At 40.3% G+C, this 25,040-nt stretch carries 20 protein-coding genes, 4 tRNA genes and 1 pseudogene; 3 read left to right on the forward strand and 22 right to left on the reverse strand.

What is annotated here, in order from left to right; all coding sequences use genetic code 11:
• Positions 1 to 30: 30 nt before the first annotated feature.
• From luxS to gpt, 18 genes are all read right to left on the reverse strand, one after another.
• The gene (gene luxS, locus PSF31_RS02435) at positions 31 to 546 is read right to left on the reverse strand and encodes an S-ribosylhomocysteine lyase (protein WP_004914042.1); all 516 of its coding nucleotides are present in this window, start codon (positions 544 to 546) and stop codon (positions 31 to 33) included.
• Between the two features lie 151 nt (positions 547 to 697).
• Positions 698 to 2,257, reverse strand: a complete 1,560-nt coding sequence (gene gshA / locus PSF31_RS02440; RefSeq protein WP_096864776.1) for a glutamate--cysteine ligase — start codon at positions 2,255 to 2,257, stop codon at positions 698 to 700.
• Between the two features lie 196 nt (positions 2,258 to 2,453).
• Positions 2,454 to 2,530, reverse strand: a tRNA-Arg gene (locus PSF31_RS02445).
• A 94-nt stretch (positions 2,531 to 2,624) separates the two neighbouring features.
• Positions 2,625 to 2,701: transfer RNA gene (locus PSF31_RS02450), tRNA-Arg, on the reverse strand.
• 138 nt (positions 2,702 to 2,839) lie between these two features.
• A tRNA-Arg gene (locus PSF31_RS02455) sits at positions 2,840 to 2,916 on the reverse strand.
• Between the two features lie 11 nt (positions 2,917 to 2,927).
• A tRNA-Ser gene (locus tag PSF31_RS02460) sits at positions 2,928 to 3,020 on the reverse strand.
• Between the two features lie 435 nt (positions 3,021 to 3,455).
• Positions 3,456 to 3,641, reverse strand: a complete 186-nt coding sequence (csrA, locus tag PSF31_RS02465) for a carbon storage regulator CsrA (protein ID WP_004264815.1) — start codon at positions 3,639 to 3,641, stop codon at positions 3,456 to 3,458.
• 227 nt (positions 3,642 to 3,868) lie between these two features.
• Positions 3,869 to 6,496, reverse strand: a complete 2,628-nt coding sequence (alaS, locus tag PSF31_RS02470; protein ID WP_096864775.1) for an alanine--tRNA ligase — start codon at positions 6,494 to 6,496, stop codon at positions 3,869 to 3,871.
• Between the two features lie 326 nt (positions 6,497 to 6,822).
• The gene (gene recA / locus PSF31_RS02475; RefSeq protein ID WP_094962029.1) at positions 6,823 to 7,890 is read right to left on the reverse strand and encodes a recombinase RecA; all 1,068 of its coding nucleotides are present in this window, start codon (positions 7,888 to 7,890) and stop codon (positions 6,823 to 6,825) included.
• 104 nt (positions 7,891 to 7,994) lie between these two features.
• Positions 7,995 to 8,498 carry a nicotinamide-nucleotide amidase gene (pncC, locus tag PSF31_RS02480; protein WP_004264808.1) on the reverse strand — a complete coding sequence of 168 codons (504 nt, stop codon included), beginning with the start codon at positions 8,496 to 8,498 and terminating at the stop codon, positions 7,995 to 7,997.
• A gap of 14 nt (positions 8,499 to 8,512) precedes the next feature.
• Positions 8,513 to 9,715 carry a lysophospholipid transporter LplT gene (gene lplT, locus PSF31_RS02485; protein WP_036958917.1) on the reverse strand — a complete coding sequence of 401 codons (1,203 nt, stop codon included), beginning with the start codon at positions 9,713 to 9,715 and terminating at the stop codon, positions 8,513 to 8,515.
• Between the two features lies 1 nt (position 9,716).
• Positions 9,717 to 11,864, reverse strand: coding sequence for a bifunctional acyl-ACP--phospholipid O-acyltransferase/long-chain-fatty-acid--ACP ligase (aas, locus tag PSF31_RS02490; protein ID WP_164561204.1), 2,148 nt, complete (start codon positions 11,862 to 11,864; stop codon positions 9,717 to 9,719).
• 140 nt (positions 11,865 to 12,004) lie between these two features.
• Positions 12,005 to 12,502, reverse strand: coding sequence for a shikimate kinase AroL (gene aroL, locus PSF31_RS02495; protein WP_096864774.1), 498 nt, complete (start codon positions 12,500 to 12,502; stop codon positions 12,005 to 12,007).
• Positions 12,503 to 12,629: 127 nt separating this feature from the next.
• Positions 12,630 to 13,883 carry a glutamate-5-semialdehyde dehydrogenase gene (proA, locus tag PSF31_RS02500; RefSeq protein ID WP_096864773.1) on the reverse strand — a complete coding sequence of 418 codons (1,254 nt, stop codon included), beginning with the start codon at positions 13,881 to 13,883 and terminating at the stop codon, positions 12,630 to 12,632.
• Positions 13,884 to 13,885: 2 nt separating this feature from the next.
• Positions 13,886 to 14,989, reverse strand: a complete 1,104-nt coding sequence (gene proB / locus PSF31_RS02505; RefSeq protein ID WP_036958967.1) for a glutamate 5-kinase — start codon at positions 14,987 to 14,989, stop codon at positions 13,886 to 13,888.
• Positions 14,990 to 15,105: 116 nt separating this feature from the next.
• Complete coding sequence (crl, locus tag PSF31_RS02510) at positions 15,106 to 15,507, reverse strand: sigma factor-binding protein Crl (protein ID WP_036958914.1); 402 nt, start codon at positions 15,505 to 15,507, stop codon at positions 15,106 to 15,108.
• Between the two features lie 71 nt (positions 15,508 to 15,578).
• Positions 15,579 to 16,829: an esterase FrsA gene (frsA, locus tag PSF31_RS02515; protein WP_004264784.1), complete on the reverse strand. Its 1,251-nt coding sequence runs from the start codon at positions 16,827 to 16,829 to the stop codon at positions 15,579 to 15,581.
• Between the two features lie 184 nt (positions 16,830 to 17,013).
• Positions 17,014 to 17,478, reverse strand: coding sequence for a xanthine phosphoribosyltransferase (gene gpt, locus PSF31_RS02520; RefSeq protein ID WP_036958965.1), 465 nt, complete (start codon positions 17,476 to 17,478; stop codon positions 17,014 to 17,016).
• 437 nt (positions 17,479 to 17,915) lie between these two features.
• Here gpt and pepD point away from each other — a divergent pair, with 437 nt between their 5' ends.
• Positions 17,916 to 19,376 (forward strand): beta-Ala-His dipeptidase, encoded by a 1,461-nt coding sequence (pepD, locus tag PSF31_RS02525; protein ID WP_004264782.1) that lies wholly within the window; start codon positions 17,916 to 17,918, stop codon positions 19,374 to 19,376.
• A 48-nt stretch (positions 19,377 to 19,424) separates the two neighbouring features.
• On the opposite strand, the gene dinB is transcribed toward pepD, so the two are convergent.
• The gene (dinB, locus tag PSF31_RS02530) at positions 19,425 to 20,480 is read right to left on the reverse strand and encodes a DNA polymerase IV (protein WP_036958912.1); all 1,056 of its coding nucleotides are present in this window, start codon (positions 20,478 to 20,480) and stop codon (positions 19,425 to 19,427) included.
• 281 nt (positions 20,481 to 20,761) lie between these two features.
• Between dinB and PSF31_RS02535 the strand changes: the two are divergent.
• Both PSF31_RS02535 and PSF31_RS02540 read left to right on the forward strand, forming a co-directional pair.
• Positions 20,762 to 21,647 (forward strand): annotated as a pseudogene (locus tag PSF31_RS02535) (glycerophosphodiester phosphodiesterase family protein).
• A gap of 178 nt (positions 21,648 to 21,825) precedes the next feature.
• Positions 21,826 to 22,188 carry a hypothetical protein gene (locus PSF31_RS02540; RefSeq protein WP_096864772.1) on the forward strand — a complete coding sequence of 121 codons (363 nt, stop codon included), beginning with the start codon at positions 21,826 to 21,828 and terminating at the stop codon, positions 22,186 to 22,188.
• Positions 22,189 to 22,284: 96 nt separating this feature from the next.
• On the opposite strand, the gene nqrM is transcribed toward PSF31_RS02540, so the two are convergent.
• The 3 genes from nqrM to nqrF form a co-directional block, all read right to left on the reverse strand.
• Positions 22,285 to 22,512 carry a (Na+)-NQR maturation NqrM gene (gene nqrM, locus PSF31_RS02545; protein WP_004264769.1) on the reverse strand — a complete coding sequence of 76 codons (228 nt, stop codon included), beginning with the start codon at positions 22,510 to 22,512 and terminating at the stop codon, positions 22,285 to 22,287.
• 17 nt (positions 22,513 to 22,529) lie between these two features.
• Complete coding sequence (locus PSF31_RS02550; protein ID WP_036958908.1) at positions 22,530 to 23,561, reverse strand: FAD:protein FMN transferase; 1,032 nt, start codon at positions 23,559 to 23,561, stop codon at positions 22,530 to 22,532.
• A 240-nt stretch (positions 23,562 to 23,801) separates the two neighbouring features.
• Positions 23,802 to 25,028, reverse strand: coding sequence for an NADH:ubiquinone reductase (Na(+)-transporting) subunit F (nqrF, locus tag PSF31_RS02555; protein WP_004264766.1), 1,227 nt, complete (start codon positions 25,026 to 25,028; stop codon positions 23,802 to 23,804).
• Positions 25,029 to 25,040 lie beyond the last annotated feature (12 nt).

Genomic DNA, 25,040 nt, shown 5'->3' on the forward strand with positions numbered 1-25,040 from the left:
GCTCTTTTTATAGAGAATATTTGATAAAAACTAAACGTGTAGCTGTTCAAGTTTCTCTGCAGGTAATGCTAATTCATCATTTTTATTGATACCAATTTCTGATGCAAGAACATTACGTGCAATTTGCTGGGCTTCTTCCAGTGAGTGCATTTTGTATGTACCGCACTGATAGACATTCAATTCAGGGATCTTGTTTTGGTCTTTCACTTGCAAAACATCTTCCATTGCCGCTTTCCATGCATTAGCAACACGCAGTTCATCTGGCTGGCCAATAAGGCTCATATAAAAACCAGTACGGCACCCCATTGGTGAAATATCAATAATTTCAACACCATTTCCGTTGAGGTGATCACGCATAAAGCCTGCAAAAAGGTGCTCTAAAGTATGCGTCCCTTTTTCTGTCATGGCTTCTTCATTTGGTACAGTAAAACGCAAATCAAAAACTGTGATAGTATCACCGCTTGGTGTTTTCATGGTTTTTGCCACACGTACAGCAGGTGCTGACATGCGAGTATGATCGACAGTAAAGCTATCTAATAATGGCATTTCGTGACCTCCTCGAAAATAAAAAATATTTTCTAAAATAAATGAAACTATTTTGAAAATACAGAGTCTGAATTATTGAAAGACGCGCAATTTGTTATCATCCCTAATTCTCTAAGAGATTTTTTTTGGCCACCTAGAGTGGCCATTTCTTTTAGCGTCCTGCATGAATGCGTAGATAGTCCTCAAAGCTTTCGCTCTCACTTTGTTCCATCTTCGCTTGCTTCGCTATTGAAGCTAATCGTGCTTGCTCAAATTGCTCTTCAGTTATCACTTCATACGGCTCGTTCACTAACTGTTCAAAATATTTTTCAGCTAATTCTAACCCGTAACCACCAATACCTTTTTCTAACATTTCATCCATAACAAGCGCTGAATATGTAAGAGTTGGGTCTTTAAACATAGCAACAAATTGGTGACAAACTTCTTGATATTTTGCATCGCAACAAGTGTCTAGCACTTCAGCCACACGGATCAAGTCATTAAATAATTGCTGCCCAACGTCAACTAATGGTTTAACTTCGCTGCCACAACCGAAACCAATGACTTGGCCTGGTTTACGACCTTCAAGAATGACACGATTCCAGTTTTGACGGCAACAGTCTAATTCCTGAGCATTCATTTCAGGTGCATCAGCAAGTACACACCATATTAAGAATAGATCAACAAAACGAGCTTGCGTTTCATTAACGCCTATCGCACTAAATGGATTGATATCAAGTGAACGGACTTCAATGTACTCAATACCACCACGTAATAATGCGTCAGAAGGTGATTCATTGCCTTTAGGAACGCGTTTGGGCCGTATTGGGGCATAGAGCTCATTTTCAATCTGCAGCACATTCGTATTTAGTTGAATATATTTGCCGCCTTTTTTTACACCCAGTTTTTCAAATTCAGCTGAAGGCTTATGGATGGCTTTTTTCAGGTTCTCTACATATTCATCCAATTTATTGAATGTGATGTTTAAATCACTTTGTGATTTATTTGTATAACCTAAGTCACTCATGCGTAACGATGTCGCATAAGGCAAGTAATACGTACCACAGTCTGTTTTATCAAATGATAGCGTCGTATCCCTATCTTTCAAAAAAGAGCCGCAAATAGCTGGAGATGCGCCAAATAGATAAGGAATAACCCAACCAAAGCGGTAGTAATTTCTAATTAGACGTAAATAGCCTTCAGAAATTTTTTCTTTACCGCTTTCTTCGTCTTCAATACCCGCCCATGCTTGCCAAAATTCAATCGGCAAAGAGAAGTTATAATGCACCCCTGCTATCGTTTGCATCAAAGCACCATAACGATTTTTAAGGCCTTCGCGGTACAGCGTTTTAAACTGCCCCACATTAGAAGAGCCGTACTGCGCAAGAGTGATTTTATCTTCACTTTCAATAAAGCATGGCATACTCAGCGGCCACATTCTTTCATCTTGAAGGTGACGAGCTGTATAGCGGTGTAAATCTCGCAAAAAAGCCAAATTATGGCTAATGCTTTTATCTACAGGAGTAATAAATTCGAGTAAGGACTCCGCAAAATCTGTCGTGATCCATTTATGTGTTAAAGCTTTTCCCAGCCCTTCTGGATGCAAGGTCTCTGCAATTGCGCCTGTGGGGGTTACACGCAATGTTTCACGCTCAATACCACGTTGAATACCATTAAGTGTTTCTGGGTGCGCCTCTAACCATGAGAGCGCTTTCGATACGTCCGGGATCAAGTCGACCTCCCGCCTGTGATGTTAATTTATTTTATTAAGGCAATTACTTTAGCTTAAATCACATAAATTGTCGCTGTCTAGATGTGTGGTTTATGAGGGAATAAATCAAAGAGGTATAGAAAATACGATTTAATTAATTTTATGAATGGTAATTTTAGGCAAAAAAAAACTCCTCAAATGAGGAGTTTCTTAAAGATGGTGCATCCGGGAGGATTCGAACCTCCGACCGCTCGGTTCGTAGCCGAGTACTCTATCCAGCTGAGCTACGGATGCAAAATTCATTCGATTTGAAATCGATACATTCTCAATAACTTTTCTGAGTTAAATTAAAAGGTATTATTGATATGCTAAATTATTAGCTAAGAGATGGTGCATCCGGGAGGATTCGAACCTCCGACCGCTCGGTTCGTAGCCGAGTACTCTATCCAGCTGAGCTACGGATGCATACTTAATGCAAGATGTGCTGCTCTCTCAAACTTCTTTATCAACTTCTACTTCTATAAATCAACTTCTTAGTTACTGCTTTGTTTGGTTGCTAAAACCAAAACAAAACCCCATCAGATTCTCTCATAGGGTTAAAGATGGTGCATCCGGGAGGATTCGAACCTCCGACCGCTCGGTTCGTAGCCGAGTACTCTATCCAGCTGAGCTACGGATGCATAATCTAAAATGGCGGTGAGGGAGGGATTCGAACCCTCGATGCAGCTTTTGACCGCATACTCCCTTAGCAGGGGAGCGCCTTCAGCCTCTCGGCCACCTCACCATATTTTAGTTACACACGATTTGTTTTTTCAAACATCTCGTTGCTGTGTGGCGCACATATTACTTTCCTAGACTTAGAAGTCAAACAATTTTTCCAAACTTTTTGCATTCCGTTGTCTGTTTGCACATTTCACAAGCAAGATGCTTAGTTTAACACCGAAAAAGATATTTTTCAGCCCTTATGACACTAACTTTATAAACAAAAATACAGAAAAAAAATTATTCTATAAGTGAATAAAAATAAGCTCACTGGATTGATTAGCCTATATTTCATACAAAGGAAAACAAGATTTCGTACAAGAAAACCGAAGACTAAACAATAAAGTGAGTTTGATGCTAGAGAATTATAAAAACGAAAGGATATTTTTAGAAATAATGCGAGTAAGACAAGCGCCCATTCTTGCTGTGTGATCAATCATTGGACGCTTATTCATTATTATTGATTATCTGGTTGAGTCTTTTCAGCCTGGATCCGTTGATAAATTTCTTCACGGTGAACAGAAACTTCTTTTGGGGCATTAACACCAATACGAACTTGGTTGCCTTTGACACCCAATACAGTAACTGTTACCTCATCGCCTATCATGAGTGTTTCACCAACTCGACGAGTCAGAATAAGCATTCTTTGCTCCTTGAAATATTAAAAGAGTCGGGTCTCTAGGTATCCCCGCTATTGTCCATCACACACCGTGAAAACGTAAAGCAATGACATTCACCTAAAGCATTGATGCCATCAATACAAGCATTCTAATTATTTACAAGCAAAATATAGCACTACAAACGATACATTAACAATGCCGCAACAGATTAAAGTTGCCTCATATTTTAATGAGGCAACTTTGTAAGTGCTTACAGACGCGCTTCGACCCATTCTTCGACACTTGCCATAGCAGCAGGTAATGCGCTAACGTCAGTACCTCCCGCTTGAGCCATGTCTGGGCGACCGCCACCTTTACCACCTACCTGACTTGCAATATAGGAAATTAAGTCCCCTGCTTTAACTTTAGCAGTCAAATCATTAGTTACCCCAACGATCATACTGACTTTATCACCACTTGTTGTTGAAAGCACGATAATCGCTGATTTCAACTGATTTTTAAGGTCATCAACCATAGTTCTCAACAACTTAGGATCAGTATCCGCTAATTGAGTGACTAATAATTTGATGCCTTTCACGTCTTTCGCTTTACTACTTAGTGAAGCACTTTCTTGAGATGCTTGTTGATCTTTTAGTTGCACAATTTCTTTTTCGAGTTGGCGAGATTTGTCTAACGCCGCTTTTACTTTCTCGACAAGACTATTAATATCACCTTTCACTAAGTGTGCAATTGCTGAAAGTTGCTCTGACTGATTGTGAATGCTTTCAATCGCCATTGTGCCTGTAGTCGCTTCAATACGACGAACACCTGCAGCCGTACCAGATTCACTCAAGATACGGAATAAACCAATATCTCCTGTACGACGCGCATGTGTACCACCACATAACTCGATAGAAAAATCACCCATACTCAGAACACGTACACGTTCCTCATATTTTTCACCGAATAATGCCATAGCACCTTTTGCTTTAGCGCCTTCTAAATCCATCAGTTCAGTTTCAATTTCTGAGTTTTTACGGATTTGTGCATTCACAATATCTTCTACTTGACGTAGTTGCTCTTGTGTCATCGCTTCAAAATGAGAGAAGTCAAAACGCAAGTATTTGTCATTAACCAATGAACCCTTTTGAGAAACATGGTCGCCTAATACTTGGCGTAATGCCGCATGCAGTAAGTGTGTTGCTGAGTGATTTAAACGGATCGCATCACGTCTAGCGCTATCCACAAAAGCGGTAATTCTATGGTTAACAACCAGTGAACCCGCCTCTACCTTCCCAATATGCCCAATTGCTTGACCATATTTTTGTGTGTCAGTGACTTTAAAGCTCGCATTGTCATTATTTAAGTAACCAGTATCACCGACTTGCCCACCAGACTCTGCATAAAATGCAGTTTTATCTAGTATAACTAAGCCTTCTTCACCCGCATTCAAACTGTCTACAGGTTGGCCATCTTTATATAATGCAGTAATAGTGGCTTGTTGCTCATCATATTGATAACCGGAGAATTCACTACGCTTATCAACTTTAATTAAAGAGTTATAATCCGCACCAAAACCACTGGATTCGCGCGCACGACGACGCTGGTCTTCCATCGCCCGCTCAAAACCTTCTTCGTCGACTTTAATATTGCGCTCACGGCAAACATCTGCCGTTAAATCGATTGGGAAGCCATAGGTGTCATATAAGCGGAATGCCGCTTCACCATCCAGAGTATCCCCTTTCAGTGAAGCAAGTTCTTCATCTAATAATTGAAGACCGCGTTCTAACGTGCGTGCAAATTGCTCTTCTTCGGTCTTGAGAACTTTTTCAACCATAGCTTGCTGGCGTGCAAGTTCATCGGCCGCAGGCCCCATGACTTTAATCAATGGCGCGACTAATTTGTAGAAGAAAGTGTCTTTGGCACCAAGCATATAACCGTGACGAACAGCACGTCGAATAATACGACGCAGAACATAACCACGACCTTCATTTGATGGAATAACACCATCACTGACAAGGAATGCACAAGAACGAATGTGGTCAGCAATAACACGTAATGATTTATTCTCTAAATCCGTCGCACCTGTTGCTTTAGCTGCCGCAGCAATAAGGTCACGGAAGATATCAATTTCATAGTTTGAATTAACGTGCTGCAATACCGCAGAAATACGCTCTAAGCCCATTCCTGTGTCAACTGAAGGTTTTGGTAGAGGCTCCATTGTCCCGTCAGACTGACGGTTAAATTGCATGAAGACTAAGTTCCAAATTTCAATATAGCGGTCACCGTCTTCTTCTGGGCTTCCTGGAGGCCCCCCCCATATATGGTCACCGTGATCATAGAAAATCTCGGTACATGGGCCACAGGGACCGGTATCGCCCATTTGCCAGAAGTTATCTGACGCATATGGTGCGCCCTTGTTATCACCAATACGAATAATACGCTCAACTGGAATACCAATTTCTTTATTCCAGATATCATAAGCTTCATCGTCAGTTGCGTAAACGGTCACCCACAACCTTTCTTTTGGTAAGTTAAACCATTCTTCGCTAGTCAATAACTCCCAAGCAAAACGGATAGCGTCATGCTTAAAGTAATCGCCAAAGCTAAAATTGCCTAACATTTCAAAAAATGTATGGTGGCGGGCGGTATAGCCCACATTTTCTAAGTCGTTATGTTTACCACCTGCACGCACACAGCGTTGCGCGGTTGTCGCTCGGGAATATGCTCTTTTATCCAGACCAAGAAATACATCTTTGAACTGGTTCATCCCTGCGTTTGTGAACAATAGTGTAGGGTCATTATTTGGCACTAGTGAACTACTAGAGACCACTTGATGACCTTTTGTATGAAAAAAGTCGAGAAACGCTTGACGGATCTCAGCGGTGCTTTTACTCATATTTATCCCGATATCAAGCTGGAAACAGAATTACGAATTGTTGAGATGGAATGTAACATCACCTCTAATCAACTCTCCGATTAAAAAGTGACTGATAAGATAAAGTCTCTTTGTGCAGAAGTAAAATATAGATACATCCATTCGCAGCTTTCATTGTAAAGCGTCTAGATATTTTCTGAAAGTATGTTTATACCTTGCACTGGTGTATTTTTCCACAGAAAAACTGTTCAATAAACTATTAATGTAATAGGTTAAAAATAAAATAGGCGCCACCACATCAGCGGAGCGCCTATAATTTACTTGTTAATCAATTAATTAGATTAAAATTAAAATTCTTCTGGTGTTTCTTCTTCATCAGCATCACTGATAAAGTCTGTTGCTGCACTACTAAATTCACCAGTGTGATTCAATAACATTTCACGCAGTTTGGTATCAATTTCTTGAGCGACTTCAGGGTGCTCTTTTAAATAATTTGTTGAGTTAGCTTTACCTTGGCCAATTTTATCGCCGTTATAACTATACCAAGCCCCTGCTTTTTCAATTAACTTATGTTTTACACCTAAGTCAATTAGCTCGCCGAAGGTATTAATACCTTCACCATACAAAATTTGGAATTCAGCTTGTTTGAACGGTGCTGCAACTTTGTTTTTTACCACTTTAACGCGAGTTTCACTACCGACGATTTCTTCGCCATTTTTAACAGCACCAATACGGCGGATGTCTAAACGAACAGATGCGTAGAATTTTAATGCATTACCACCTGTTGTTGTTTCTGGGTTACCAAACATAACACCAATCTTCATACGAATTTGGTTGATAAAGATCAGTAAGGTATTAGATGTTTTTAAGTTACCAGCTAACTTACGCATTGCTTGGCTCATCATACGAGCAGCTAGGCCCATATGTGAATCACCAATTTCACCTTCAATTTCAGCTTTTGGTGTTAATGCAGCAACGGAGTCAACGATGATCACATCAACCGCACCTGAGCGAGTTAATGCATCACAAATTTCTAGCGCTTGCTCACCGGTGTCCGGTTGAGAACATAGTAAGTTATCGATATCAACGCCTAATTTTTTAGCATAGATAGGGTCTAAAGCGTGTTCAGCATCGATGAAAGCACATGTTTTACCACTACGTTGCGCTGCAGCAATAACTTGCAGAGTTAGTGTTGTTTTACCTGAAGATTCAGGGCCGTAGATTTCAACAATACGACCTAGTGGCAAGCCACCAGCACCCAATGCAACATCAAGGGATAAGGAGCCTGTTGAGATAGTTTCAACATCCATAGAGCGGTCTTCACCAAGACGCATAATGGAACCTTTACCAAATTGCTTTTCAATTTGGCCTAATGCTGCTGCAAGTGCTTTCTGTTTGTTTTCATCAATAGCCATGTTTACTCCCTAAGTGCAATGATTTGACCACTGCAAATAAAACGATTGAATTCGGTTTGTTGAAATTAATTATACTGTATAATCATACAGTATCAAGAAGATTTTTAACTTAACTGCTTTAAAAGTGTTTCAAGTATATAAAGTGTTGATTGAAAACGAACTTCATTTCTGTTTCCTTGAAACACTTGATGTTGTGTTGTGACTAATACCGTTTGGTCTGCCTGTTTCTGTGCAAAACCAAACCATACTGTACCAACAGGTTTTTCTACACTACCGCCCCCAGGGCCTGCTATTCCACTAACTGAAACAGCAAAATCTGCACAGGCTTCTTGTAAAGCGCCTGTCGCCATTTCAGTAACGACTTGTTGGCTTACAGCGCCATACTGCTGTAAAGACTCATCTTTAACACCGATCATTTGATGCTTTGCTTCATTACTGTATGTCACAAAGCCACGCTGAAAGTAATCTGAACTACCCGATATATCGGTTAAAACTTTGGCAACCCAGCCCCCGGTACATGACTCTGCGGTTGTGACTGTTTTACCCTGTTCTTTCAGTTTCAGCCCAACCTGAATACTCAGAGTTTCAAGCCGCTTCTCATCTATCATGATGTTATCTACCTTTATGCCATTTTTTTACGAGCGCGATCCCAAACCCATAAACCCGCAATCGCAATTGCGAATACAGCACCAAAACCAATACCGGCATTCACAACTGACAAACCTGCTTTAATTGCTAATGAGTACAAGCCTAACATAATTAGCATTGCACTATTTTCACCTAAGTTTTGTACTGCAATCGCATTCCCTGCTCCAACGGTTTCCTTCCCTTTTTCTTGCAATAATGCATTCAACGGAACAACAAACAAACCGCCGAAGATCCCAAGGATGATTAAAATAAAATAGGATGGAATAATATTAGTTTGCAACGAAAGTAACACCACCATCACACCTATAATAACCCCCGCAGGAATGCAGCGATAAACCGTTTTTAAGGTAATAAACTTGGCAGCAAGCCCGGCTCCTGCAACTATTCCCACGGCAACCATCGCATTTAAAATAGTCGGCGTTGTGTTGTCTTGTAATCCCAATGCCACAGGCACCCATGCAACGAGCAGAAAACGCAGCGTTACCCCAGCCCCCCAGAACAAGCTGGTTCCAACTAGTGAAAAACGGCTTTCTTGGTTAGCCCATAGCACCCGGCAGGCATTGAAAAAAGAAGTAATTAACAGTTTAAGATCCCAACCTTTTCCAGGCCTCGCGGCAGCTAAGTGTGGGATGAAAAAATTCGCAATAACGGCTAACGCATACAATACAGCACATGTGCCTAACGCTAAGATTAAGTTAATATCGGAAAGCATTCCTCCGACAACCGATCCCACTAAAATGGCTGCGATTGTTGAAGCCTCCATAACGCCATTGGCCTTAACAAGGTTATCTCCACCAGTGAGCTCACCTAAAATACCGTATTTAGCTGGTGAATATGAAGCAGCACCGATTCCCACTAACCCATAGCAAAGGAATGGGTTTAGGCCAAAACAAATCCCTAATGCCCCAATAAACTTAAAGATGTTAGAAAACAACATCACTCGGCCCTTTGAGAACCTATCTGCAATTTGCCCAACAAATGGCGCTAAAACGATGTAAGTGAAAACAAACACCATTTGTAAGATAGGATGACTCCATTCAGGATAAAACTCGGCTTTAAGTTGGGCTAATATGGCAAATAATAAAGCATTATCTGCAAATGCAGAAAGAAACTGTGAAGCAAGTACAGCTTTCATTCCTCTGCTCATTAACGGTACATTGGACGCATTCTCTTGCATATTATTCATCCTTTAATGCCATTTGCTTTAATGTGACAAAATCCGTTTTACCACTACCTAGTACTGGCAATTCTTTAACAAAACGAATATCACGTGGAACCGCTAACTCGGTTAACCCTTTGCTCTTGGCTGCGCTGGATAATGCGCTACGGTCCAATTCTTTATCTGTTGTGAACAAGACAAGCGCTTCACCTTTACTGCTATCTGGCTTTGTAACCACACCATGATTTGCATTAGGAGAAAGAGATGCCACCATTTGCTCAATACTTTCGAGAGAAACCATTTCACCCGCAAGTTTAGCAAAACGTTTAACACGGCCTTTTATCGTACAGAAATTTTTATGATCTAATTCAACGATATCACCTGTGTCATACCAACCTTCCTCTATTTCACCTTGTGCATTTTCAGCTCGCGGTGTTTCAAGCACCCCTGGCGCTTCCACACGCAAATACCCTTTCATGATATTTGGGCCTTTAAGCTGTAATTTACCACCTTGTTCAATACCAGAAATGGGGATAATTCGCGCTTCCATTTCGGGTAAAATTTGCCCTACAGAACCTTCTTTAGCGGCCATTGGCACATTAATTGAAACGATAGGTGCACACTCAGTTACCCCATAGCCTTCAAGAATTCGGATGCCAAATTTATCAAACCAGATTTTTTTGGTTTTATCTGATAATTTTTCTGCGCCCGCAACCACATAACGCAAACGTGCAAAATCATACTGATGAGCAAATCGTGCGTAGTTACCTAAAAAGGTTGATGTTCCAAATAATACCGTACAGTTTTTGTCATAGACTAATTCAGGAATGATCCGGTAATGTAATGGGCTTGGATAAAGGAAAACTCGGCTACCTGAAAATAGAGGGATAAATAAGCCAACCGTCAAACCAAATGCGTGAAATAATGGAAGTGACGACATAAAACGGTCACGAGGTGTAAAATCAGCGATCGTTTTAATTTGCTCTACGTTTGCCATCAAGCTGGCATGGCTGTGGACAACACCTTTCGGTGTACCTTCCGAGCCGGATGTGAATAAAACAATCGCTTCATCGGACGGTTTTCGGGGAATAATGGCTTTTTTAGGATTAAATAAGTGCTTAATAATCCATATTTTATCTTGCCATGTTACCGTGTCTTTTAAATCTTCAAGGTAAATCCAACTTGCTTCTGGCACTTGTTCTGGAATATGCGTTAAGTTGCCTTTTTCCAAAAATTGGCGGGAAGTAAAGACCACTTTCGCTGCTGAAGCTTTTAAAGCGTTACTAATACCGTGACTGCCAGCAGTGTAATTAAGCATGGCAGGTACTCGGCCTCTCATTAAAGCGCCAAAAATCGCGGCTGCGGTGACTGTCGCATTTGGCAATAATAGGCCAACTCTTTCATTTTCATGAGTATAACGTTCAATAATACGACCAACCCCTAAGGTTTTTTTCAATAGAGATTGATATGAATCCTCTTTAAATGCGATGTCTTCAATACAAGGCGTGCGACGCCCAAAAAACTGAACACTTTGAATAAATTCTTCAACTAATGTGACTTGTGGTAAACAAGACATACGTGCGGACTTCATGATTTGGTACAGATTTTCACCAGCCAGAACACGACGCTCTACCGCTCTAGGAGCTTCTGGCATTGGAATTTCTTGTGCTGGCAAGATATGCAATGTGATCTTCGGGAACCATTTTAATGGAAAAATTCCTTTCAGCCGCCCAAAATGGCTATATTGTGCACCTTCTATACGAATAGGAACAACTTTTGCTTCTGACTTTGCTGCCACAAAAGCCGCTCCTTCGTATATTTTCATTAAAGAGCCATGAACCGAAATTCGGCCTTCTGGGAAAATAACTATTGGGCGCCCTTTTTCTACCTCTTTAACTAGATGACGAATACCTAGAGGGTTGGCAGGATCAAGAGGGACAATATCCGCATAGGGCTTAAGGCGCTTCACCATTTTCGGTGTGGCAAATGTTGAATAAACAGCAAATACAGGTTTGACAGGCAAAAAAAGTGCGATTAATACACCATCTAGGAAAGAAACATGATTGGGCGTAATTAAGCATTTATCTTGATTAAATTCTTTCGCGTCGCCAATAACTTGTACGCGAAACAAAAATTTAAGTACTGTTTTGACTATCTTTGCCAACATAATGAGTCCCTATACTATGATTATATTTTTATATATTAGTGTGATACGACTATACCTTTAGTGACTTCTATCTTACTGAGCTACTCCCTTTACTCTAATTAGTATATTCCGAAAACACCGCTGGCTTATCACTCATGAGTTTAAGTTAAATCATTAAGTTGTACGATGATGTCGTCGACAGGCTGAGCCGCATCAATAATATGATGTGCTGTCGCACGGTAGATAGGCTCCCTTTGTTGCATCACTTCTTCAATTTCTTCAACTAAAGATTTTCCTGTCAAACTTGGTCGCTGATCCGCTTGCGGTTCCGCAGCAAGGCGTTTTGCTAAAACTTCAGGGTGGGTATTTAAGTAAATCACGGTGCCGTTATTACGCATAATTTGCTGATTTTCTTCTGCAAGAACAAGCCCCCCACCAGTTGAAACAATCATATCGCTTTGCGTAATCGACTTAAGGACGTCAGTCTCTAGCTGGCGAAAGTAATCCCACCCGTGCTGTTCAACAATTTCTGCGATACTTTTTCCCGCTTTTTCTAAAATCAATTTATCTGTATCAACAAATTGATAACCTTTAGATTCTGCAAATTTTTTACCAATTGTGGTTTTACCCGAACCTCTTGGACCGATAATGTAAAACATTAAATTTCATCCCATCATCATAAATACTAAGCAATACCGATTACAAATTTGCTTATGATAAACTGCCTAATTTGGCAAATAAAAAAAGAAAGCCACACAAGTGTGGCTATCTCATCATTTTTACTCATTATGGACGACTTAAAAAGTCACCATACCCGATCCATTTGTACGTTGTTAGTGCATCTAACCCCATAGGGCCACGTGAATGTAATTTTTGCGTACTCACTGCGACCTCTGCACCTAAACCAAACTGCCCACCATCGGTAAAGCGAGTGCTTGCATTAACATATACCGCGGCTGAATCTACACATTGAACGAAATAGCCAGCTTGGTGAATAGATTCTGTCAAGATAGCATCAGAATGAGCTGTACCATAATGACGAATATGGTCGATAGCAGCGTCAATATCGTCAACAATGTCTACGTTAAGATCCAGTGAGAGCCACTCATCGACAAGGTTTTCAGGTTTTACATCAACAACTTTAGCTGGACCTTGTTTTAGCAATGGAAGCGCTTTTTCACTCGCATGTAATGTGACTTGTTGTTGTGCCATTTTTTCACTTAAAAACGGCAGAAATTCATTCGCAATCTCTTTATGAACTAATAATGTTTCCAGTGAATTACAAGCGCTTGGACGCTGAACTTTTGCATTAATAATCACGTTAATGGCTTTATTAAAATCTACCGATTTATCAACAAATGTATGGCAAACACCAATTCCCCCGGTAATTACTGGGATCGTTGATTGCTCACGACATAATTTATGTAAACCCGCACCGCCTCGAGGGATTAGCATATCCACGTAGCGATCTAATTTGAGTAATTGCGCAACTAATTCACGGTCAGGGTTATTAATAGCCTGTACTGCATCTGCTGGCAAGCCGCTATTTTCCAATGCTTTTTGAATAACTTCCACCACTGCAAGGTTAGTATGGTGTGTCTCTTTCCCGCCACGTAAAATGACCGCATTACCTGTCTTTAAACATAACGAAGCCACATCAACGGTGACATTAGGGCGGGCTTCATAAATGACACCGACAACCCCCAATGGGACACGGCGGCGCTGTAAATTTAAGCCGCTATCCAATTGGCTTCCATCAATGATTTGCCCAACAGGATCAGCTAATTGGCATACTTTTCTGACGTCATCAGCAATACTTTTTAAACGCTCTGGCGTCAGCAATAAGCGGTCTTGTAACGCCTCAGTCATACCGCTTGCTTTTGCCTGCGCCATGTCTTTTTGATTCGCTGCAAGTATAACTGCATTGTCTTGTTCTAGTAGATCAGCAATCTGTAATAGTGCTGCATTTTTTTGTTTGGTACTTAACTGAGCTAATTGCCATGAAGCAACCCTTGCAGCCTTACCCATTGTCTCTAACATAATTAACTCACTATCATATCATCACGATGAACAGCCACAGAACCGTGTTCATAGCCAAGTATTTTGCTGATCTCTTGTGAATGGTGCCCAGCAATCATTCTAAGTGCATCACTGTTATAGTGGCTGACCCCATGAGCAAGATCTTTCCCTGCCATATTACGAATACGGATCACTGCGCCTCGGGAGAAATCGCCTTCAATCTTCTTAATACCTTTTGGCAATAATGAACTGCCTTTTTCCATAATTGCCAGTTGTGCACCATCATCAATGTACACATCCCCAGCTGCTGGAGCACCGAAAATCCAACGTTTACGATTTTCCATTGGATTTTTTTGCCCATAAAAACGGGTACCAACTGGAAGATTTTCAATAACCGCATTAATAACATCAGGTTTATTGCCTGCTGCAATGATAACATCAATTCCTGCGCGGCCCGCGACATCTGCTGCTTGTAATTTAGTTGCCATTCCACCGGTTCCTAACCCGCTAACGCTTCCCCCCGCCATTTCACGAAGTTCATCATTGATACCATACACTTCAGGGATCAATTTTGCATTTGGATTACTGCGTGGATCAGCATCATATAAGCCTTCGATATCTGTCAATAATAGCAGTTTATCTGCATCGCCAAGAATCGCGGCCAAAGCGGATAGATTGTCATTATCACCGACTTTGATTTCTGCGGTAGCCACAGCATCATTTTCATTGATAACTGGAATGATTCCGTTATCTAGCAGTGCTTGCAAGGTATCTCGTGCATTTAAGAAACGTTCTCTGTCTTCTAAATCGGCTCGTGTCAGTAACATTTGCCCGATATGAATGCCATAAATGGAGAATAACCGTTCCCATAACTGGATTAAACGACTTTGACCGACCGCCGCAAGCAACTGTTTAGATGCTATGGTAGCCGGCAGTTCGGGGTAATTTAAGTGTTCGCGACCTGCGGCAATTGCCCCAGAAGTCACAATAATAATACGATGCCCTTTTTCATATTGCTGCGCGCACTGCCTAACCAGCTCAACAATATGAGCTTGATTTAAACGGCGCGAGCCCCCTGTTAATACACTGGTCCCTAATTTAACTACCAGCGTCTGGCTATTTTTCATCATTTTTCTGCCATTAGGATTAATAAACCAAAAAGTAGGTATCATTTTTATCAGGAGAAGCGCGTTATGCCAACAGGCATAACGCAAAATTCAACAAAAGTTGGTTTAAAACAAATTTATGCGCTTAATTCCAGTTTTAATTCTGTCATTAGCGGGGAGGGAAAGAGGCTTAACTCAAGTTCAGATAGTTGTTTTGCAAGGGCTTGGTGAAAAGACACTAAATTTTGCTCTGTCGCCTCAATGGTTGGTGCATCTTTTAATGCTTTGACTTGCCAACTACCATGGCTGTTGTATAGGCCCAAATGATAAGTAAATTCAAACCCCTTATCAGTTGCAACCAATTTTAGCCACCACCCCCAAAATTCACGTTTTTCTGGGGCAATATTTGCATTCACGCAAACAACGAGACTATCGAATATATAACAGCCATTTAAACATTGTTTTTCACGTAAATAAGGTCCTATCGAAGCAAACTTCTTTAAATACTTTCCATTTGAGTAATCAGTCGGTAAAGCCATGTTAAGGATCTCCTTCTTGGGAAGGCACCTTTTTAACAAATGGGAAAAAATAAGCAAGTTATTAAATAAAATTAAAGTATTTTTGCTTTTAACCAATTAGTAGTTTCACTTAGCGCCTTTTCAAAATTAGCAAAAACGGGCTGGCTTGGTAGCATTATCGTGTCAGCATCCATCGATGAACGTCGAATTAAATCAGACTCTGCTTTGGGGCTGTAAATATCATCTTTAAGACTAACCGATAGCATTGGAACCTTACTGCGCCGCCCCAAAAGCCCTTGATTTTTAAGTGAATAACAACTTAATTCATGACGTAAAGCAGAACCATCAACTTGATAAATACCCAAACGACTGGCGAATACATCCAAAACCATCCGAGGAATATCTTGCTGATATTTCTCTTCATGCAATAAACTGTGGACAATTGGCCCTATGACAGCGACTGCTTTAATCTTATCAGGGCACATATAAGCTAATCTTAACGCTATATTTGCGCCAAAACGCATACCAACGATGCCAAAACGCGTATGATCAATCCAAGCGATATCCCCAAGCTGGCGAACGATTTGCTCATGTAAGGTGCTCGTTTCCTGCGTAAGCTTGTGTTTAACCGAATAACCAATTGACGGCATATCCAGTGTTAGCATCGCAATACCGAGTGGTTCGAGGTAGTCGCGAAAATAGCGACAGAAATCAATCTGTAAGCTATCTAACATGCCACAGATCATCACTGTCGGATAAGGCCCTTGCCCCTGTGAAGGAATATGTAAAAAACCGCAGACTTCTTTCCCACCATCAACTTTGAAAGGAATTTTCTTTAGGCGATATTGAGAAAATTTTGCGGCACTATCATAAGCTTTGCAAGCCAGCAAAATAGCTTGGTCAGCCAGCTCGTCACCTTTAATAAAAGGATAAGCGGCAATGCTGTACAAATTAGCAGAACGTAACCAAGCCTCCCCTGCCTCTGCACCTTTTTCAAATTCTAATGCTTTTTGCTGCCAACGCATGGCTTGCTGGGACCATTCGAAACACCAGTTTCCACGACGGTTGCCAATGACCGTATCCAACAAGTTATCATTGCTACGCTCAGCATCTGAGATAGCAATACGACTTAGTACTTCTTCAATTTCTAAGGCGTCTATTCCTCGCCAAATCCACATTAAGCGATTAATCATACGATACCAACCCGCATGATGGGAGCCACTTAACACACTGTGTTCTTTAATTTGAGAAATTGTTTGAGATGAATAAGAGACTAATGTTGATGTTTCAACTTGTCTGACTTTAGGTTTGAAAAGTTTTTCTGAAAGGTTTTGCTGAGTCATCCCTATTTCCTTGTCGATCAGAGTTGAATTTGGCCAAAAATAAAGGGAATGCAAAAATGCACTCCCCAAATTATATCGTGTTTAGCTCAAAAATTTTAGGTATTAATGTGTTTTTGCAATCAATAAAACCTATAACGCTTTATAATTACAATGTTTTCACCTAAAACGCTCATGAAAAACAGATTTATTTATCTTGTTCACACAATGGTTTAACAAAAACGACACCCATGTCCCATGGTTGTTCGATCCATGTGTCTTGTGGAATATCAACTACGTAGTCATCAACTAATGGACGGCCTGCAGGTTTTGCAAAGATGGTGACAAAATGTGCTTTAGGGTACATGTTACGGATAGCTTGAGCTGTGCCGCCTGTATCGACTAAATCATCGATGACAATATAGCCTTCACCATCACCTTCTGCACGTTTAATCACGGTTAATTCGCGCTGGTTATTATGGTCATAGCTAGAAATACAAACGGTATCAACGTTACGAATACCAAGTTCGCGTGCAAGCAGTGCTCCAGGAACAAGGCCACCACGGCTAACCGCGATAATACCGGTCCATTGCTCTACTGGTAATAAACGTTGTGCGAGTTTACGGGCATGTATTTGCAACATATCCCACGTTACGACATATTTTTCGCTCATAAAATTCGGGTCCCGACTGCTGAGTAAATCTGAAAAGTGTCTTGCGGAAAAAAGGTTGCGCGAGATTATAGTGATTTGGCCGGTTAAAAACCAGTAAAAAGCACCATTCGCCATTAATTATTATCATTTACACTGTCCATTGCTCAAAAGAAAGTGTTATCCTGAGTTTATAAAAGAGGCAGCCTTTAATTCGAAACTTCAGGCTGTTAGGTCATAATTACAGCAATATTCCTTTTAAAATTGAAGCTGAAATTAACGTTGGTTGCCAATCAGCTCCTACTGGGTTATTCAGGATATTATCCCTAAATAGTTCAATTTGTAGCTAGGCGGCAAATGAGTAAATCCTAGGAGCATACATAAGTATGTGACTGGGATTTATGAATGAAGCCAACAACGCTACAGATTGAAATATAAAGGGAAAATAAAAGGAGAGAGACGTGTCTGAGCTAGCTACATTATCCCCCCAACCGCTATGGGATATCTTCGCTAAAATCTGTTCTATCCCACACCCTTCGTATCACGAAGAAGCCTTAGCCGCGCATATTGTTGATTGGTCAAAACAAAAAGGCTTTCACGTTGAACGTGATGAAGTAGGCAATATTCTGATCCGTAAACCTGCTACGCCTGGTTATGAAAACCGTAAAGGTGTTGTTTTACAAGCTCACTTGGACATGGTGCCACAAAAAAATAACGACACGGTACATGACTTTAAAACAGATCCAATTCGTCCCTATGTTAATGGTGAGTGGGTTACTGCTGAAGGCACCACTTTAGGTGCTGATAACGGCATTGGCTTAGCTTCTGCTTTGGCTGTTCTTGCTGACGATAGCGTTGAGCATGGGCCAATGGAAGTTCTCCTGACCATGACCGAAGAAGCCGGTATGGAAGGTGCTTTTGGCTTGAAAGCAGGCTGGTTACAAGCAGATATTTTGATAAACACCGACTCCGAAGAAGAAGGTGAAATTTACATGGGTTGCGCTGGTGGTGTTGATTTTACAACCACGTTTGACCTGACTCGTGAAGCATTACCACAAGGCTATAAAACCTTCACAATGACCCTAAAAGGCCTAAAAGGTGGTCACTCCGGTGGTGATGTACATTTAGGTTTAGGTAATGCCAATAAGCTGTTAGCTCGTTTTCTAGCAGGGCACGCAGAAGATTTAAGCCTAAAATTATTAGATTTTAGAGGGGGTACTGTTCGCAATGCGATTCCTCGTGAAGCCTATGCCATTATTGCTGTTCCAGCAGACAAAGTTGCTGAATTAACGGCACTGAGAACGCGCTATGAAGATATTCTGAAAAATGAATTAGCTGTTGTTGAGCCTAACCTTGTTCTGCTACTTGACGAAACGCAAAGTGAGCTAAAAGCCCTTTCTGATGATTGCCAAAAGCGTTTTGTTTTCTTCTTAAATGCAGCACCGAACGGTGTAATTCGCATGAGCGACGTGGCTATTGGCGTGGTTGAAACGTCACTTAATGAAGGTGTGGTACGCCTAACTGAAGATAAAGCAGAAATTATCTTCCTTGTTCGCTCACTTATCGATAGCGGCAAGAACTACGTTGTTAACATGCTGACATCTATCAGTAAATTAGCACAAGCCCAATATCGAGCAGAAGGCAGTTACCCTGGTTGGCAGCCCGATGCAGACTCACCAGTGATGCATTTAGTCAGTGATACCTACAACAAACTATTCGGTAAAATTCCTAATGTGATGGTGATCCACGCAGGCCTTGAGTGTGGCTTATTCAAAAAGCCTTACCCAGACATGGATATGGTTTCAATTGGGCCAACTATTCGTGGTGCGCACTCCCCTGATGAGCGTGTGCATATTGCAAGCGTTGGTGAGTATTGGAAATTATTAACTGCGGTTTTAAAAGCAATTCCAGTTAAAGAATAAACAACTAATTAATTGTAAATCAAACACCTATCATACGATGGGTGTTTTTTATAATTCAAGTAATAATTGCCGTTCAAGCTGAGGACTTTGCAGCATCACATGCAAACCAACTAACCGAACGCCACGCCCTAAGCGGCGGTTATCCCAAGCTTTTTTCGCTATTTGTACCAAATCTTGTTTATTGAGAACTGGATATACATGTTCTTGTGTCGTTTGCTGAAAGTCTGCAAATTTAAATTTTACACCTTGGCGAGCAATACGAAGGTCAGGCTTTACCTTTGCTAAACGCAGTTGGAGTTCATCGTATAATTTATCCAACAACGGCAAGCAATCTTCCCATTGATAGATATCTTCTGTAAGTGTACGTTCAACTCCTACCGATTTCCTAAGCCTATCAGGGTTAATCGCACGTTCATCGATACCATGGCAACGCTCCCAAAGTACCTGCCCAAATTTCCCCATGCTTTTAATCAACGCAACTACATCATATTTTTGAACATCGGCACAAGTCACCAACCCCATATCCGCTAATTTTTGGGCTGTTACCTTACCCACTCCTGGTATTTTTTTTAGCGGCAATTTAAGAACGAATTGATCGATATCTTGTGGTGTGATCACGAATTGGCCATTCGGTTTGTTCATATCGGAAGCAATCTTTGCCAAAAATTTTATTGGAGCGATCCCCGCTGAAGCAGTGAGCTGTAATTCATCAAAGATTTGCTTACGGATAGCCTCAGCAATTAACGTTGCAGAGCCGTGTAATTGCGTACAATCCGTAACATCCAAATAAGCCTCATCAAGAGAAAGCGGTTCTATGAGGTCTGTGTAACGCGCAAATATTTTTCGAATATGAAGAGAGGTTTCTTTATAAAGTGCCATATGCCCAGGAACCACTTTCAAGTGAGGGCAAAGCCTAAGTGCAATCGCTGTAGACATCGCACTATGAACACCGTAGCGACGTGCTTCATAATTTGCAGTACTAATCACTCCTCGGCGATCTGCGCTACCTCCCACCGCAATAGGTACATTGCGAAGGCTTGGGTCGTCACGCATCTCGATGGCGGCATAAAAGCAGTCCATATCAATATGAATAATTTTACGCACGAGTATACCCTAACAATCAATCAACTGTTTAAATATACAGTATCTTTAATAGCCATGCAATTATTATCAGACCACCATAAATGGATGAATAACAAGCTAACTTAATGATAACTAGGTAATTCATCATATTGCAATAATCATCTGCCAATCTATCCAATAAAGATTTTATTTAAAGTTTGTCTTAAAAATAAGTGTTAATACTTACTTTTAAACAAAAAAGTAATAAAAAGAGTTGTTTTACCAACGACAATACCTTGAAAAACTATTTATGGATCATCTCTATGGCAATTACATCAACATCAAAATATTTTAAATTTATGGCAACTCTCATAATACTGTTTGCTAGCCAAACCGTTTTTGCACTATCCCCTAAAATTGTTGCTCACCGTGCAGGAACGGCTGATGCACCAGAAAATACAATTTATGCAATTGATTTAGCGAAGAAAAATAATGCTGATGCTATTTGGCTTACCGCTCAGTTAAGTAAAGATAATCAACTCGTTTTATATCGTCCAAGTGACTTAAGCTCACTTACAGACCATGAAGGTCCTGTATGCCCTGCAACTTAACCGTATAAATGCTGCATATAAATACAATATAAAAAATAACCTGCAACTACCTATGCAAGATACTACTATTAGTAGACTAGAAACTATTTTAAAAAAATACCCTGATACGACTTTTTATATTGATTTAAAATCACCTGATGCAGACCCTAATATCCAAGCACAAGCTATCCTTGCATTACTAGATAAAACTAATTCATTTAGCCGAGTACGTTTTTATTCCACTAATGATGAATTTTTAAAAGCGCTAAAATCCCTTTCATCAAAAATTTCACTATTTGAAAGCCGTGATGAAACTCGGACTATGTTGGCAAATATCGTGATGAACCATCAATGCTCAATAGAAAATGACAAAACCACCACTCGTTGGTATGGCTTTGAGCTACATCGTAAAGTTGAAGTAGTTGAAAAATATACATTAGGTGAGGCACGCTCACCAGCTACCCTTTCATGGGATAAAGAGTCCATCGACTGTTTTAGAAAAAATGGTAATGCCTATATCATTGTCTTTGGTGTTAATAATGACAGTGACTACCAACTCGCAAAAGAAATTGGTGTTGATGCTGTAATGGTTGATTCCCCAAAAGCATTTAAAAAATAATCTAATAACATCTCCTAAGCTATTATTACTTTAATAATAGCTTAGGAATTAAATCACATCTTAAAAACATTCTTTTCATCAATTAATAATAATTGTTCTTAATTTACCGCTATAGAAAACTTGATATATTTAATCCGTCACAAAAATTCTATTTAAAATAATTTAAAAAAGGTTTTATATGTCAAATATTGGAACAATGATTGTCGAGAATTATTGGAATGAAACATTAAGGAAAGTTGAAATACATTATCATAATAGTGATAACCCCTATGATAATGTGTTTATATTTTATAATCTAGCACATGCCACATCTAGCTCTAACGAAAATTCATTCCCTTACTCAACAACAGGTAAAAGTGCTTGGAAAGCTAAAATTACTACGAAAAGTAATGAACTGTGGAGTAGTGGTGATTTTTTACCTTGCCAAATTAACAACAATGATAATGGAAAGGTCACGATTAGATTTGATGGTGAGACAAAAAGCATGCATGTTAATTACCCTGTCTCTGTTTCATGTGCTAAGAAAATGCAATTAATTTAGACTGTATAACGGGAAAGTAATATTTGGAGATGTCTAATAACTATATTTAGACATCTCCGGCTCATTACTAGTTATAGAACCGTTAAATATTACTATTCAAATAATACGATTTTTATCCAGTATTTTTTGGCGGGCTTCTTCACGTGCCATACGCTTTTTACGTGCATCGCAAGGCTCAGGGCAATCACACACTTTATCAACACCAATACTGCTTAACCCGCCGCAGCTACCTTGGATACTCTTACGCTTAATAATATATCCAAGTGACATGCCTAAAAAGGCCAGCAAAAACAGTACAAAGGCTGCAATAAAAACATTTAGCATCTTTTATCCTCCCACAACTACTGTTTTTTAGTTAAAAATGGTTCGAATGCCTTAGTATAACGCTCTTCAAAACCTTTATCTGTCTTAACAATCATAAAAACAGGAATATTCATTTTTTCAGCTAAATCAAAGCCAACTTCAGGCCCTAAAACATTTAGCCCCGTAGATAGGCCATCAGCACTCATACAATTTTCTGCAATCACCGTAATAGAAACTAAATTATGAGTGATTGGCTTGCCTGTTTTTGGGTCAATGGTATGAGAAAAACGAACGCCATCTTGCTCGAAATAATTACGGTAATCTCCTGATGTAGCGATAGAACGGTCACCTGGTTCAATAATCTCTTGTGCTGTTTGGCTTACCCCATCCGCTACAGGTTTTTCTATTGCAATACGCCATGGTACTTCTTTACCATTTGTTCCTTTCGTACGCACTTCACCACCAATATCAACCATATAATTATTGATATCCAATGATTCTAAATATTCAGCAACAACGTCGACACCATAACCTTTAGCAATTGAGGAAAGGTCGACGTACAGCTCAGGGATCGTTTTAATTAGGTTATTATCCTGAACCGAGAGTTTCTCGATACCAGTCCAGGCTCTACGCTTAGCCAACTCTTCATCAGAAGGCGCTTTAGTCACTCTTCCTTCAGGGCCAAAACCCCATAAATTAACTAAAGGCCCAACCGTTACATCTAATGAACCATTAGTAAGCTTATTAATTTCAATGGCTTTTTTAACCACAGTTGCGGTTGCTGCAGAAACTGGGAACGGCGTATTCACTTCTTTAAATTGATTAAAACGACTTAATTCTGAATCTGGGCGATATGTTGACATTTGGTCGTTAACTTCCTCCAAACGTTTATCTATTTCGGCTTGAATGACTTCAGGCTTTGGCTCCGAAGAATCTGTAACATATTTAACCGAATAGTACGTCCCCATCGTTTGCCCCTGAAGATTCTGTTGTTCAGGTCCACCACAGGCAGTAAGAAACAGAGCTGCAACAAATAGCAGTATTGGGGTATAGATTCTTTTACTTAGCATAATTTTCTCCGCGTCAATCATGAGCGCATTTTGTTAAGGCCGCCCAGACTATTAACACACTTTACATCGTCACCCATGCAGAGAATGTTCCAGTCAAAATAATTATAAATCTACCTATTAAGCGCTAACTAATTAGCACTTAATAGATTTACTAAAATCACAAAGAGGGAAAATATTTTCCCTCTTTAAAGTGTTACTGTCTACTGACTTTGATAAGTCTAATAAAATCAGCTAAGTTGCTTAACCACCGAAGTCATCCAACAGGATATTTTCATCTTCAACACCGAGGTCTTTCAACATTTTAATCACAGCAGCATTCATCATTGGAGGTCCACACATATAGAACTCACAATCTTCTGGCGCTGGATGGTCTTTTAAGTAGTTTTCATATAAGACATTATGGATGAAACCTGTATAACCATCCCAATTATCTTCAGGCATAGGGTCTGAAAGCGCGACATGCCATGTAAAGTTTTCATGTTCTGCGGCAAGTTGGTCAAAATCTTCAGTGTAGAACATTTCACGGACTGAACGCGCACCATACCAGAAACTGATCTTACGTTTAGAATCCAAACGACGCAGTTGGTCAAATATGTGAGAACGCATTGGCGCCATTCCCGCACCACCACCGATAAACACCATTTCTGCTTCCGTTTCTTTAGCAAAGAATTCACCAAACGGCCCAGAAATAGTGACTTTATCCCCTGGCTTTAATGACCAAATATAAGAAGACATGATCCCCGGTGGGACATCTGGATTACGAGGTGGTGGCGTAGCAATACGCACGTTTAGCATGATAATGCCATACTCTTCCGGGTAGTTTGCCATCGAATAGGCGCGAACAGTTGGCTCTTTAACCTCAGACACATAACGGAACAGGTTAAATTTATCCCAATCTTCGCGGTACTCTTCTGGTACATCAAAATCTTCGTATTTGACAACATGTGCCGGACATTCAATCTGAATAAAACCACCCGCACGGAAAGGAACTACCTCTCCTTCTGGAATTTTCAGTTTAAGCTCTTTAATGAAAGTGGCTTTGTTATCATTAGAAATAACTTCACACTCCCATTTTTTCACACCAAAAATTTCTTCTGGAAGCTCAATTTTTAAATCTTGCTTAACGTTGACCTGACACGCTAATCGGCAGCCTTCTTTTGCTTCACGTTTGTTGATGTGTGAAAGCTCAGTTGGCAGAATATCACCACCGCCTTCTTTGATTTTCACACGGCACTGACCACAAGAGCCACCGCCGCCACATGCTGATGAAACAAAAATACCTTGGTTTGATAGCATGCCTAACAGTTTGTCGCCCGCCGGAGCTTCAAAACTTTTGTCTGGATCGCCATTAACTTCAACTTTGATGTTCCCTGTATTGACTAGCTTGGATTTAGCAAACAGGATTAAACCTGTCAGCACCAAGACAATCAGGGTAAACATCACGACACCTAAAATAATAATTTCCATGAATTCTTCTCG

The sequence above is a fragment of the Providencia sp. PROV156 genome (assembly GCF_028480905.1).
In the GTDB taxonomy this organism is placed as follows: Bacteria; Pseudomonadota; Gammaproteobacteria; order Enterobacterales; family Enterobacteriaceae; genus Providencia; species Providencia hangzhouensis.

Excerpts from the sequence above, each read along its gene's own strand:
- luxS (WP_004914042.1), bottom strand. The coding sequence starts at position 546 with ATGCCATTATTAGATAGCTTTACTGTCGATCATACTCGCATGTCAGCA.
- csrA (WP_004264815.1), bottom strand. The coding sequence starts at position 3,641 with ATGCTTATTCTGACTCGTCGAGTTGGTGAAACACTCATGATAGGCGAT.
- alaS (WP_096864775.1), bottom strand. The coding sequence starts at position 6,496 with ATGAGTAAAAGCACCGCTGAGATCCGTCAAGCGTTTCTCGACTTTTTT.
- recA (WP_094962029.1), bottom strand. The coding sequence starts at position 7,890 with ATGGCTATTGATGAAAACAAACAGAAAGCACTTGCAGCAGCATTAGGC.
- pncC (WP_004264808.1), bottom strand. The coding sequence starts at position 8,498 with ATGATAGATGAGAAGCGGCTTGAAACTCTGAGTATTCAGGTTGGGCTG.
- lplT (WP_036958917.1), bottom strand. The coding sequence starts at position 9,715 with ATGCAAGAGAATGCGTCCAATGTACCGTTAATGAGCAGAGGAATGAAA.
- aas (WP_164561204.1), bottom strand. The coding sequence starts at position 11,864 with ATGTTGGCAAAGATAGTCAAAACAGTACTTAAATTTTTGTTTCGCGTA.
- aroL (WP_096864774.1), bottom strand. The coding sequence starts at position 12,502 with ATGTTTTACATTATCGGTCCAAGAGGTTCGGGTAAAACCACAATTGGT.
- proA (WP_096864773.1), bottom strand. The coding sequence starts at position 13,883 with ATGTTAGAGACAATGGGTAAGGCTGCAAGGGTTGCTTCATGGCAATTA.
- proB (WP_036958967.1), bottom strand. The coding sequence starts at position 14,989 with ATGAAAAATAGCCAGACGCTGGTAGTTAAATTAGGGACCAGTGTATTA.
- crl (WP_036958914.1), bottom strand. The coding sequence starts at position 15,507 with ATGGCTTTACCGACTGATTACTCAAATGGAAAGTATTTAAAGAAGTTT.
- frsA (WP_004264784.1), bottom strand. The coding sequence starts at position 16,829 with ATGACTCAGCAAAACCTTTCAGAAAAACTTTTCAAACCTAAAGTCAGA.
- gpt (WP_036958965.1), bottom strand. The coding sequence starts at position 17,478 with ATGAGCGAAAAATATGTCGTAACGTGGGATATGTTGCAAATACATGCC.
- PSF31_RS02540 (WP_096864772.1), top strand. The coding sequence starts at position 21,826 with ATGTCAAATATTGGAACAATGATTGTCGAGAATTATTGGAATGAAACA.
- nqrM (WP_004264769.1), bottom strand. The coding sequence starts at position 22,512 with ATGCTAAATGTTTTTATTGCAGCCTTTGTACTGTTTTTGCTGGCCTTT.
- PSF31_RS02550 (WP_036958908.1), bottom strand. The coding sequence starts at position 23,561 with ATGCTAAGTAAAAGAATCTATACCCCAATACTGCTATTTGTTGCAGCT.
- nqrF (WP_004264766.1), bottom strand. The coding sequence starts at position 25,028 with ATGGAAATTATTATTTTAGGTGTCGTGATGTTTACCCTGATTGTCTTG.